The organism is Brachybacterium sp. JB7, from assembly GCF_003335205.1.
GTDB classification, from domain to species: domain Bacteria; phylum Actinomycetota; class Actinomycetes; order Actinomycetales; family Dermabacteraceae; genus Brachybacterium; species Brachybacterium alimentarium.
Window position 1 is genome coordinate 20951 of record NZ_QPGN01000007.1, and the last position, 12273, is coordinate 33223.

The window sequence follows — 12273 nt, forward strand, 5'->3', positions numbered from 1 at the left end:
CCGCAGCACGCCGCGCTGATGAGCGCATCCGCGGATCGCCCTTGTGTGATGTGGACAACTGTCAGTACTCTTCGGAGCACATAGTGCTGGGATCCGGTCCCGGTACGCGAAAGGTGCGGATCATGAGTCTGACGAGAGAAGCGCAGTTCCCCCGTACTCCCCGCAGGGCCAGGCTGCGCCTAGGAGCCCGTCTGGCCGGCGGTGCGGCGCTCGCCGCTGCGCTGACGATGGGCGGCGCCGGTCTCGCCTCTGCCGTGGAGGTCAACCCGCAGGTCGAGGTGAATCCTTGGAAGCACATCGAGGTGAACCCCTGGAAGAGCATCGAGGTCAATCCCTGGTGATCGGGCACTGACCGCTTCCCCACGATGACCGAGGCCGGCGTCCCCTCTCGGGGGCGCCGGCCTCGTGCTGTCCAACGCCCCGCGTGCTGTCCAACGCCCCGCGTGCTGTCCAACGACCCGCGTCGTGGTCAACGAACCCCGTACTGCTCGCTGCGCACTTCCTAGGGCACTTCCTACCGCTCAGGCTCACCGCTCACCGCTCACCGGTCACCGCTCACCGGTCCGCGATGTCCCCCACGTGGGTGATCGCCAGGACGGGCTCGCCGGCCTCATCGGTGGCCTCGAGATCCAGCTCGGCCTCGATCGCCCAGTCGTGGTTGCCGTCAGGATCCGAGAGCACCTGGCGGATGCGCCAGAGCTTGGATTCCTCGGTGATCTGCAGCAGCTGCGGCGAGCGCGCCGGGCCGTCGATGCCGACGTCGTCATAGGTGTCGTAGTACTCGTCCATCGCCTCGGCCCACCGGGCACGATCCCAGCCGGAGGCGCCGTCGAGCTCGGCCAGCCGTGCCTCACGCTCGAAGGCGAAATGCTCGACGCGCTGCCACATGGCGGCCCGGATCATCGTGCGCAGCACCTTGGTCTGGGCGGAGAGCCCGCGCGGAGAGGTGGGCCGCAGGTCGCTGGCGGCATCACCCTCGGCCTCCTCCGGGTGCGAGAGCGCCTCCCATTCGTCCAGCAGCGAGGAGTCGATGCCGCGCACCAGCACACCGAGCCATTCGATGAGGTCGTCGAGGTCCTCGGTGCGCAGCTCCTGCGGGATGGTGCGACGCATCGCCTGGTACGCGTCGGAGAGGTAGCGCAGCACGATGCCCTCGGAGCGCTGCAGCCCGTAGCGCTGCACGAACTCGCTGAACGTCTGGCCGGTCTGGTGGATCTCGCGCACCACGGACTTGGGGGAGAGGTCCTCGACGCGCACCCACGGACGGTTCTTCGCATAGATCTCCAGCGCCGCCTCGAGATCCTCCTCGAGGGGCTTGGGCCACGTGACCTCGTCCAACTGCGCCATGCGCTCGGTGTACTCGACGCCGTCGGCCTTGAGCTCGGCGAGCAGCTCGCCCTTGGCGGCGTTCTGCTGGGCCAGCAGGATCTGCCGGGGGTCCTCGAGGATCGCCTCGATGATCGAGACGGTGTCCATCGTGAGGCTCTCGGACTCCTCGTCGAGGGTGTCGATCATCGCGATGGCGAAGGGGGCCAGCGGCTGGTTCATCGTGAAGTCCAGCTGCAGGTCCTCGACCAGCGCGATCCGTCGGCCCAGATGATCCGGCTGTTCGAGCACCTCGATGATCTCGGCGTCCTGCAGGCCGCGGAAGATCTCCACCGCGTCCTTGACCAGCTTGAGCTTCTGGGTGCGGGTCTGGTGGCTGGTCATGATCAGGTGCCGTCCTGAGGCGATGGCGTCGCCGGGACGCGAGATCAGCGCGAGGACCATGCCTGCCGTGATCTTCAGATGCGGACGCAGCGGCTCCGGGGCGTTCTCGACCAGCTTGGTCATGTTCGCCTCGGACCACGACACTGCGCCATCGGGGATGCGCGGCTTGGGCTCCTTCTTGCGCTTCTTCGCATTGTTGGAGGTCTTCCCGGACTCCTCCCGGGCGCGCTGCTTGGCCAGCTCCCGCTCGAAGTCGATGGTCCACGACGGCGCCTGGACGACCACGTGGCCCACGGTGTCGTACCCCGCACGGCCCGCCCGGCCGGCGATCTGGTGGAACTCCCGGGCGTTGAGCAGGCGTGTGCGCTTCCCGTCGAACTTCGCCAGCCCCGTCAGCAGCACGGTGCGGATCGGCACGTTGATGCCCACGCCGAGCGTGTCGGTGCCGCAGATGATCTTCAGCAGGCCGGACTGCGCGAGTTTCTCGACCAGTCGGCGGTACTTCGGCAGCATGCCGGCGTGGTGCACGCCGATGCCCTCGCGCACGAGCTTGGAGAGGATCTGCCCGAAGCCCTTGGAGAAGCGGAAGTCGCCGATGATCTCGCGGATCCGCTCCTTCTCCTCGCCCGAGAGGATCTTCTGGCCGAGTAGGGCCTGTGCCTGCTCCAGCGCATCCTTCTGGGTGAAGTGGACGATGTAGACCGGGGCGTCGCGGTCCTGCAGGATCGTCGAGATGGTGTCCGGCAGCGGTTCGAGCGACCAGCGGAAGTCCAGGGGCACCGGCCGGGGGGCGTCGTCGATGACCGTCACGTCACGATCGGTGCGCTCCTCGAGATCGTCAGCGAAGGTGGTGACATCGCCGAGCGTCGCACTCATGAGCACGAACTGGCAGTCCGGAAGCTCCACCAGCGGCACCTGCCAGGCCCAGCCGCGCTGGGAGTCCCCGTAGTAGTGGAACTCGTCCATCACCGCGAGGCGCACGTCGCTCCCGGCGCCTTCGCGCAGGGCATGGTTCGCGAAGATCTCCGCCGTGCACACGATGATCGGGGCGTCGTGGTTCACCGACGAATCGCCCGTCATCATGCCCACGTTCTCCGCGCCGAACTGGCTCACCAGATCGAAGAACTTCTCACTGACCAGCGCCTTGATGGGGGCGGTGTAGTAGGAGCGCTCCCCGCGGGCCATCGCGGCGAAGATCGCGGAGAACGCGATCGTGGTCTTGCCCGATCCGGTGGGCGTCGCGGCGATCACATGGTCGCCCGCCGCGATCGCCAGCAGCGCTTCCTCCTGGTGCGGATACAGCTCGCGCCCCACGGCCTCCTGGGACTCGATGAATCCGTCGACGATCGTGTCCTGAGCGGTGTGTGAGGTGTGCTCGGGCAGGAACGGCGTCAGGAGAGGCATGGGTCCAGTCTGCCAGGGTCCTCCGACGGCGCGCTCCCGCCGATCGGCCGCATCGCCGCTCGCTCGGCAGATGGCTCGGTGGACGACAGGGTCACGGAACGGTCGCTGGTCCGGTGGAGGGCGGGGTCGAGGGCACGGTCGCTGGCATGGCCGCCGGTGGGGTCGAGGGGTCAGTCGATGGCCGGAGGCAGATGGTCCAGGATCCTGCTGCGCAGCGCATCGGCCCGTTCCGCGAGCCCGCGCTGGCGGCGCACGTACTCGGCCTTTCCGGAGGCGGTCTCGATCGGCACCACCCCGTAGCCGAGCGGCCGCACGTCGTAAGGACTCGCCTCCATGTCCAGCACGCGGGTCTCCCGGGCGTGCTCGAAGCAGTCCAGCACCAGGCCCGAGGGGATCAGCGGCGTCAGCTTCATGGCCCACTTGTAGAGGTCCATCCCCACATGCAGGCAGGCGGGGTTGTCGAGCTCCACCTGGGTCTCACGCGTGGGCTGCATCGCGTTGCGCGGAGCGGCCGACGGGGTGAAGAAGCGGAAGGCGTCGATATGGGAGCACACCAGATTCTCCCGTTCGACGACCTGGTCTGTCTCGGCCTGGCTCAGCCGCAGAGGCAGATCTTCGTGGCGCTGCTCGCCCTCCTGCACGCGGTGCACCATCGCCCACTCGTGCAGCCCGAAACAGCCGAACTGCGGCCGACGGCTGCTCAGCGAAGACGCGGAGAGCAGGCGCCTCATGAAGCTCAGCGCCGAGGCGCGGTCACGGCGATATCTCTCGACGTCGGCCCGGCGCAGCAGCACATCGGCCTTCTGACGCGGCAGCACATCGGCGTCCTGGCGCGGCAGGCGGCCGTCATGGCCGGCGGTGCTGCCAGTGCCCTCGGCGGTGTCCCTGCTGCCGGCGCCGGGACGGTCCGCGGGCGGGGCATCGAGGTAGTCGAGGTACCAGGAGCGATGCGCGGCGTCGTCGACATCCGTGATAAGCGCTGCGCCGCGCGAGTCGATGTCCGCCGTGACGGGATAGGCGACGTCCCACCCCGGATGCCATCGGCGCAGCTTCGCGGGGGAGAAGGGGTAGTAGGTGAACAGGAAGTCCTCGACCGGGTGCTTCTGCCCGCGCAGACGCCGCTCCCGATGTGCGGCGGTCAGGGCATCGGCGCGCTCCTCGTGCTCGAGGCGGGCTCGGGAGGCCTCCTCGGCGGAGAGCACGCGCGCGGGGGATTCGAGCGTGGACGAACTCATGGCCTGCGTGGACGAGCTCATGGCCTGCTCCTTCCCGAGGTGACGGCGGATGAGCCCATCGTACGAGTCGTACGAGCGGGCGACGCGGACGGTCGTGCCTCTCCTCCCCAGAGGGTGGTCATCCACACTGCGCTCCGGGGCCGGGATACGCCGCCGAGCGCTTCCTACGGTGGGCACCGGACCAGCAGGACCACGGCGAGGAGCCAGAGATGACCGGAATCGACTACGACTGCGCGTACTGCGGGGAGCACCATCAGGGCACCGACGGGAGCCAGGCGGATCCCTGGCCTGCGCTCGGGTTCCGCCGGCCCGACCCCTACCTCGACCTGGACACCCGCTCTCGTCGCATGAGCGCTCAGGCCACCGATGATCTGTGCGTGATCGAGCGCGGCACCCGGTCCGACTGCTTCGTACGCGCCATCCTGCCCCTGCCGATCATCGGCGAGACGATCTCTCTGGAGTACGGACCGTGGGTGCAGATCGGAGTGGGAAGCTACTTGGACTACGTCGAGCACTACGACGACCCGCATCACGCCCAGGACTACGCGGGGCAGCTGGCCACCGCCCTCCCCGGCTACGCGAACCCGCTGTCCGTGCCGGTGCAGGTGATCACACGCGGTGAGATGCGTCCGCTGCTGGTCCCGGATTCGACCTTCGGTCATCCACTGGTGCGGGACTTCTACGACGGGATCACGCGCACCGAGGCCGAGCTGCGGATCCGCTCGATGCTCCTGCCCGCGGCCAGCACCTGATCGGCGAGTTCTCCCTGGGCGACCACATTCCGGAACACCTGGGTGGCGGGAGCGGGAGATCCCTCGGAAGCGGGACGGGAGCGCCCTCGGCGTCGACGGTCACGTCGCCGAAGGCGTCTCCAGCCCGAAGGTCACCGGGCCGAAGGCGTCAGGATCGACTGCGCCTAGACTTGACGACATGCGCATTGCACGATTCACCACCGGTGACGACCCCATGTACGGCATCGTCCAGGAGAAGGACGGCCAGGACATGGTCTACGGGATCACCGGGGACCCCCTGTACACCGAGATCCGCCCCAACGGCACGATCGTCCCGCTCGACGACGTGCGCCTGCTCGCCCCTGTCATCCCCCGCTCGAAGGTCGTGTGCGTGGGTCGCAACTACGCCGCCCACGCCGCCGAGCTCGGCAACGAAGTGCCTGACCAGGCCCTGTTCTTCCTCAAGCCCAACACCACGGTCGTCGGCCCCGGCGATCCCGTGACGATCCCGTCCTACAGCCAGGAGCTCAGCCTCGAGGCCGAGCTCGCCGTGGTCATCAAGACCATGGCCAAGGACGTCGCCGCTGACGACGCCGCAGACGTGATCCTGGGTTACACCTGCGCGAACGACCTCACCGCTCGGGACTCCCAGCGCGCCGAGGACCAGTGGTTCCGCGCCAAGGCGTTCGACACGTCCTGCCCGATCGGACCCTGGATCGAGACCGACCTCGACCCCGCGAGCCTCGCGATCTCCTCGAGCGTGGACGGGGAGGTCGCCCAGGACGGGACCACCGCCGACATGATCCGTTCGGTCGCGGACCTCATCGCCGAGATCTCCACCGTGGTGACCCTGCTGCCCGGAGACATCGTCCTCACCGGCACCCCGGCGGGAGTGCGCACCGTCGACTCCGGCTCGAGCATCGACATCACCATCGAAGGGATCGGCACCCTGACCAATCCCGTCGTGCGCCGCTGACCCGGCCACCCGCACCACTCAGCCCTCCCCACCCCCAGGAGCATTCCGCGTGACCACCACTCCGGCCCAGGCCTCTGCATCGACCGCCACCACCGACGAGGTACGGGTGCGGTTCTGCCCCAGCCCCACCGGCACCCCGCACGTGGGCATGGTGCGCACCGCCCTGTTCAACTGGGCGCACGCCCGCCATCACGGCGGCAAGCTGATCTTCCGCATCGAGGACACCGACGCCGCGCGCGACAGCGAGGAGTCCTACCACCAGCTGCTCGACGCCATGCGCTGGCTCGGCATCGACTGGGACGAGGGCGTGGAGGTCGGCGGGCCCCACGGCCCCTATCGTCAGTCCGAGCGAGCGGACATCTATCAGGACGTCATCGCGAAGCTGAAGGACTCCGGGCACATCTACGAGTCCTATTCCACGGCTGAGGAGATCGTGGAGCGTCATCGCGCGGCGGGACGCGACCCGCAGCTCGGGTACGACGGCTACGACCGCGACCTCACCGACGAGCAGAAGGCGGCCTTCCGTGCGGAGGGCCGCGAGCCCACCTGGCGCCTGCGCATGCCCGATACGGACCTCACCTTCCAGGACATGGTGCGCGGGGAGATCACCTTCCGTGCGGGCTCCACGCCCGACTTCGTGGTGGTGCGCGCAAACGGGCAGCCCCTGTACACGCTGGTGAACCCCATCGACGATGCGCTCATGCGGATCACCCACGTGCTGCGCGGCGAGGACATCCTGTCCTCCACCCCGCGTCAGATCGCCCTGTACCGGGCGCTGATCGAGATCGGCGTCGCCGAGCGCGTGCCCGAGTTCGGGCATCTTCCCTATGTCATGGGCGACGGCAACAAGAAGCTCTCGAAGCGGGACCCCGCTTCCAATCTGTTCCTGTACCGCGAGCAGGGCTTCACCCCCGAGGGCATGGTCAACTACCTCGCCCTGCTGGGCTGGGGCTACAGCGCGGACGAGGACATCTTCAGCCGTGAGCAGCTGGTGGAGCGCTTCGACGCCTCCGACGTGAATCCGAACCCGGCGCGCGTGGACATCAAGAAGGCCACCGCCATCAACGCCGATCACATCCGGCTGCTGCCCGAGGAGGATCTCGCCGAGCGTCTGATCCCGTACCTGCAGTCCGGCGGCGTGCTGGGCGAGTCGGTCACCGAGGAACAGCGCGCCCTGGTCGCCGCGGCCACCCCGCTCGTCCAGACCCGCATGAACCTGCTGGGGGAGGCGTCCGATCTGCTGGGCTTCCTCTTCACCGCCGACGAGGACCTGGTGGTCCAGGACGACGCGCTGAAGAAGCTCGGCGATGATCCCGTCGGCGTGCTCGACCGGGCGATCCAGGAGGCGGACGCCGTCCCCGAGGGCTCGTTCACCGCGGCAGCGCTCGAGCCGGCCCTGCGTGAGGCCATCGTGGAGGAGATGGGCATCAAGCCGCGCCTGGCCTTCGGCCCGCTGCGCAGCGCCATCTCCGGGCGGCGCATCTCGCCGCCCCTGTTCGAGTCGATGGAGCTGCTGGGCAAGGCGTCCTCCCTGGCGCGCCTGCGCGCTCTGCGCGACCGGCTCGCCGCCGCGGCCTGAGCGGTTCTGGGCGCTGTGAGTCCGCGTGCTCAGGCTCACAGCGCCCAGGGGCCCTCTCGCTTTGTCTTGTCGCAGAAGACCCGGTAGAGTCTTACCTCGGTACGGCAAGCGAGTACAGCCCGGAAAGGCCGCGGAAACCACCGCGGAGAATCTCCGGTAGACTTCAAAAACGTGCTTTGACCATGGGGTATGGTGTAATTGGCAACACAGCGGTTTCTGGTACCGTCGTTCTAGGTTCGAGTCCTGGTACCCCAGCGCTACGCGGCTCTTCGGAGTCGTGCAGTCCGCGCCCCGTTCGTCTAGCGGCCTAGGACGTCGCCCTCTCACGGCGGTAACACCGGTTCAAATCCGGTACGGGGTACGACGCAGGATCCACGGATCATGCGCAGGCCCCGTTCGTCTAGCGGCCTAGGACGCCGCCCTCTCACGGCGGTAACACCGGTTCAAATCCGGTACGGGGTACGGACCAGGAGTCGATGTCTTCGGACATTGGCTCCTTTTCTGTTTCCGTCTGTCCCATCGTCGAGCTCAGGTGCTCCGGCTTTCCGGTTCCTCGGTTCTCCGCCTCTCCGGTTCCTCGGTTCCCTGGAATCCTGCTGCACTGCGGAGTACTGTCGGTGCATGACGCACGTCACGCCAATTGGACCCTCGTCGAGTTCGCCGTCGAACTCTCCGCCGAGGGTGACCGTGGGCGTCTTCGACGCCGATGAATCCGATCTCGCTGTGCGCTGGGCGGCCCGGCACGCAGCCCGCATCGGTGGCGTCCTCCATCTCCTCCACGCGTTCGTGTGGACCGAGCTCGACGTGAACACCGACCCGATCCCGGGGATGACCGGCTCGGGGATCCGCAACGCCGCCCACGGGCTCATCGACGATGCCCTGGCCATCGCCCGGAAGGAACAGCCCTCCCTGCCGATCACCTCGGAGATCGTGGACGGCAACGCGGTCCCCGTGCTCGTCGCGGCGAGCGAGGAGTCCGAGGTGATCGTCGTCGGGGGCCGCGGCCTGGGCCGGCTGCTGACACTGATCGTCGGCTCCAAGAGCCTTGCGCTGGCCGCGCGCTCACGCTGCCCCGTCGTGGTCGTGCGCGGGCAGATCGACAGCGACGGCCCGATCGGGCTCGTGCACCACAGCAGCAATGACGACGTCCTCGCCCGGGCCGCAGACCTCGCCGAGGCCTACGAGCGCGATATCCACCTCGTGGTGCGGGCCGAGACCGCGACCGAACAGGCGCAGGAGATCCTCGCGGCGACGAGCGAACGCATCTCGTTGTCCCATCCGGGCGTCTACGTGCAGGACGTCACGGTGGCCGGTGGGGCGAGCGCCAGAGAACTCGTGCGCGCCAGCGAGGGCGCGAGCATGATGGTGGTCGCAGGGGAGCGCATGCACGGGCCGGACAGGCCGGTCTCTGCCCCGCGACAGCTGGTCACGGTGCTGCGCTTCGCGAACACACCGGTGTGGATCGAACGCGACTGACCGCGACCGGGCGGGCGCGGCCGAACGGGCGGAGGTCCGTCAGGATCCTGCGCGGCGCAGCAGTTCGGTGAGGTGATTCGCGGAGCTCATCACCGACGCTGCATGCAGGCGCCCGGGCTGGCGCGTGATGCGCTCGATGGGGCCGGAGATGCTGAGGGCCGCGACGACCCGTCCGTTCGGGCCGCGCACGGGCGCCGAGACCGAGCCCACGCCGGGTTCGCGCTCCCCGATGGACTGCGCCCATCCGCGACGACGCACGGCCGAGAGCTGGGTGGCGGTGAAGCGGGCGCCGAGCAGTCCGCGATGCAGGCGGTCCGGCTCCTCCCAGGCGAGGAGGATCTGCGCCGCGGAACCGGCCTTCATGGTCAGGGCGGAGCCCAGCGGCACCGAGTCCCGCAGGCCGATCGGGCGCTCGGCCGCGGCCACGCAGATGCGGTGATCGCCCTGGCGGCGGTAGAGCTGTGCGGACTCGCTGGTGTGGTCTCGGAGGGCGGCGAGCACCGGGCCGGCGGCGGCGAGCAGGCGGTCCTCGCCCGCCGCGGCCGCGAGCTCCCCCAGGCGCGGGCCCAGGATGAACCGTCCCTGCATGTCGCGGGAGACCAGATGATGGAACTCGAGGGCCACCGCGAGGCGATGGGCCGTCGGTCGGGCCAGTCCGGTCGACTGCACGAGCTGGGCGAGCGTCGCAGGGCCTGCTTCCAGGGCGCCGAGGACGACCGCGGCCTTGTCGAGCACGCCGACACCGCTGCCGTTCTCCTCCGAAGTGTTGTCCATGCTCCGATACTGCCGTCTTATTTGGTGAGACGCAAGTGCGTCGGGTCGTGGACCCGCGCACGATGGCTGCTGTGCTCGCACCCCGAGCGCCTCACAGCTTGCAGTCGCCCCGAACCGGGGCGCCGACGGTACGCGTCCCGATGGTGGGCGCAGGGAAGGATCGACATGGCGGGGACCCTCGCGGAGAAGGTCTGGGCGGATCACGTGGTCCGTCGCGGAGAGAACGGCGAACCTGACCTGCTGTACATCGACCTCCAGCTCCTGCACGAGGTGACCAGCCCGCAGGCCTTCGACGGTCTCCGGCAGGAGGGGCGCGCGCCTCGCCGCCTCGATCAGCAGCTCGCGACCGAGGACCACAACACCCCGACGATCGACATCGACAAGCCGATCGCGGACATCACCTCGCGCACCCAGATCGACACCCTGCGTCGCAACGCCGAGGAGTTCGGCGTCCGCATCCACAGCCTCGGGGATCTCGACCAGGGCATCGTGCACGTCGTGGGCCCGCAGCTGGGACTGACCATGCCGGGCATCACCGTCGTGTGCGGCGACTCGCACACCTCGACCCACGGCGCTTTCGGAGCGCTCGCCTTCGGCATCGGCACCAGCGAGGTCGAGCACGTGCTCGCGACCCAGACGCTGCCGCTGACCCCGTTCAAGACGATGGCCATCACCGTCGACGGCACGCTGAAGCCCGGAGTCACCGCGAAGGACATCATCCTCGCGGTGATCGCGAAGATCGGCACCGGTGGCGGCGCGGGCTACGTGCTCGAGTATCGCGGCGAGGCGATCCGGAAGCTCTCCATGGAGGGCCGCATGACGATCTGCAACATGTCGATCGAGGCGGGCGCCCGCGCCGGCATGATCGCGCCGGACGAGACCACCTTCGAGTACGTCCAGGGGCGCCCGCACGCACCCCGCGGCGCGGACTGGGACGAGGCCGTGGAGTACTGGCGGACCCTGCGCTCCGAGGATGACGCGACCTTCGACGCCGAGGTGCACATCGACGCCGACGACCTCGAGCCCTTCGTCACCTGGGGCACCAATCCCGGTCAGGGCCTGCCGCTGTCGGCCTCCGTCCCCGCGCCCGAGGACTTCACCGACGACAATGCGCGCACCGCCGCCGAGAACGCCCTGGAGTACATGGATCTCGTGCCCGGCACTCCGCTGAAGGAGATCAAGGTCGACACCGTCTTCATGGGCTCGTGCACGAACGGTCGCATCGAGGACCTGCGCGCCTTCGCCTCCGTGCTCGAGGGGCGCGAGAAGAATCCTGATGTGCGGGTGCTGGTCGTGCCCGGCTCCGCTCGCGTGCGCGTGCAGGCCGAGCAGGAGGGCCTGGACCAGATCTTCCTCGACTTCGGTGCCGAGTGGCGCCAGGCCGGCTGCTCGATGTGCCTGGGCATGAACCCCGACCAGCTCGCGCCGGGGGAGCGTGCGGCGTCCACCTCGAACCGCAACTTCGAGGGCCGCCAGGGCAAGGGCGGGCGCACCCACCTGGTGTCCCCGGTCGTCGCCGCCGCCACCGCGGTGCGCGGCACGCTGTCCTCCCCGTCGGATCTGGGCGTCCCGACCGCGCCGTCCGACCTCCAGCCCGTCGCCTGATCAGGAGCACCGTCATGGAAGCCTTCACCACCCATACCGGCATCGGCGTCCCGCTGCGCCGCAGCAACGTCGACACCGACCAGATCATCCCGGCCGTCTACCTCAAGCGAGTGACGAAGACCGGATTCGACGACGGTCTGTTCAACGCCTGGCGCACGAACGACCCGGACTTCGTGCTCAACCGCCCCGCCTACAAGAACGGCTCCGTGCTGGTCGCCGGTCCCGACTTCGGCACCGGCTCCTCCCGTGAGCACGCCGTGTGGGCGCTGCGCGACTACGGCTTCAAGGCCGTGCTCTCCAGCCGCTTCGCAGACATCTTCCGGGGCAACGCCGGCAAGCAGGGCCTCGTCGCCGGCATCCTGTCCGAGGACGATCTCGAGCAGCTGTGGAAGATCCTCGAGCAGGAGCCGGGCACCGAGGTGACCGTCGACCTCGAGAACCGTCAGGCCCACGCCGGCGAGGCCACCTTCCGCTTCGAGGTCGACGACTACACCCGCTGGCGCCTCATGGAGGGGCTGGACGACATCGGCCTCACCCTGCGCTACGAGCAGGACATCACGGACTTCGAGGCCAAGCGTCCCGCCTGGATGCCCAAGACCCTCCCGGCGCGCAACGCCGAGACCGCCTGAGCCCACGCCGGAACCGCCTGAGATCCTCCGGCATCCGCCCGCGCTGAAGGGGCATCGCGACCTGTGATCCGGGATGCGATGCCCCTTCAGCACGCTCCGGTATGGTGACCCGGTCAGAACACCGGGCGTCCCTGACGCCTGTTCAGCAAAGCTA

General features: G+C 68.8%; 10 protein-coding genes and 3 tRNA genes. 10 read left to right on the forward strand and 3 right to left on the reverse strand.

The genetic code is table 11. The features are described 5' to 3' along the window. Positions 1-122: 122 nt before the first annotated feature. Positions 123-341, forward strand: a complete 219-nt coding sequence (locus CIK81_RS10170) for a hypothetical protein (protein ID WP_096165616.1) — start codon at positions 123-125, stop codon at positions 339-341. Between the two features lie 214 nt (positions 342-555). Here the strand turns inward: CIK81_RS10170 and CIK81_RS10175 are convergent, their stop codons facing one another. Together CIK81_RS10175 and CIK81_RS10180 are read right to left on the reverse strand one after the other, a co-directional pair. Continuing rightward, positions 556-3114: an RNA helicase gene (locus tag CIK81_RS10175; RefSeq protein ID WP_096165614.1), complete on the reverse strand. Its 2559-nt coding sequence runs from the start codon at positions 3112-3114 to the stop codon at positions 556-558. A 170-nt stretch (positions 3115-3284) separates the two neighbouring features. Then, the gene (locus CIK81_RS10180; RefSeq protein ID WP_241964113.1) at positions 3285-4370 is read right to left on the reverse strand and encodes a 3-methyladenine DNA glycosylase; all 1086 of its coding nucleotides are present in this window, start codon (positions 4368-4370) and stop codon (positions 3285-3287) included. A gap of 188 nt (positions 4371-4558) precedes the next feature. Between CIK81_RS10180 and CIK81_RS10185 the strand changes: the two genes are divergently transcribed. The 7 genes from CIK81_RS10185 to CIK81_RS10215 all read left to right on the forward strand — a co-directional run bounded on the left by CIK81_RS10185 (position 4559) and on the right by CIK81_RS10215 (position 9111). Continuing rightward, the gene (locus CIK81_RS10185) at positions 4559-5101 is read left to right on the forward strand and encodes a DUF2199 domain-containing protein (protein WP_096165612.1); all 543 of its coding nucleotides are present in this window, start codon (positions 4559-4561) and stop codon (positions 5099-5101) included. 178 nt (positions 5102-5279) lie between these two features. After that, the gene (locus tag CIK81_RS10190; protein ID WP_096165610.1) at positions 5280-6056 is read left to right on the forward strand and encodes a fumarylacetoacetate hydrolase family protein; all 777 of its coding nucleotides are present in this window, start codon (positions 5280-5282) and stop codon (positions 6054-6056) included. A 49-nt stretch (positions 6057-6105) separates the two neighbouring features. Continuing rightward, complete coding sequence (gene gltX / locus CIK81_RS10195; RefSeq protein WP_096165607.1) at positions 6106-7635, forward strand: glutamate--tRNA ligase; 1530 nt, start codon at positions 6106-6108, stop codon at positions 7633-7635. Positions 7636-7818: 183 nt separating this feature from the next. Further along, positions 7819-7890 (forward strand) — tRNA-Gln (locus tag CIK81_RS10200). Between the two features lie 33 nt (positions 7891-7923). Continuing rightward, positions 7924-7996, forward strand: a tRNA-Glu gene (locus CIK81_RS10205). Positions 7997-8024: 28 nt separating this feature from the next. Then, positions 8025-8097: transfer RNA gene (locus tag CIK81_RS10210), tRNA-Glu, on the forward strand. Positions 8098-8256: 159 nt separating this feature from the next. After that, a complete protein-coding gene (locus CIK81_RS10215; RefSeq protein ID WP_096165605.1) occupies positions 8257-9111 on the forward strand; it encodes a universal stress protein in 855 nt (284 codons plus the stop codon). Between the two features lie 39 nt (positions 9112-9150). On the opposite strand, the gene CIK81_RS10220 is transcribed toward CIK81_RS10215, so the two are convergent. Further along, positions 9151-9885 (reverse strand): IclR family transcriptional regulator, encoded by a 735-nt coding sequence (locus tag CIK81_RS10220; RefSeq protein ID WP_096165603.1) that lies wholly within the window; start codon positions 9883-9885, stop codon positions 9151-9153. Positions 9886-10050: 165 nt separating this feature from the next. On the opposite strand from CIK81_RS10220, the gene leuC reads away from it, so the two are divergent. Together leuC and leuD are read left to right on the forward strand one after the other, a co-directional pair. Then, on the forward strand, positions 10051-11490 hold the full coding sequence (leuC, locus tag CIK81_RS10225) for a 3-isopropylmalate dehydratase large subunit (RefSeq protein WP_096165601.1): 1440 nt from the start codon (positions 10051-10053) through the stop codon (positions 11488-11490). A gap of 14 nt (positions 11491-11504) precedes the next feature. Beyond that, the gene (gene leuD, locus CIK81_RS10230; protein ID WP_096165599.1) at positions 11505-12119 is read left to right on the forward strand and encodes a 3-isopropylmalate dehydratase small subunit; all 615 of its coding nucleotides are present in this window, start codon (positions 11505-11507) and stop codon (positions 12117-12119) included. Positions 12120-12273: the final 154 nt, after the last annotated feature.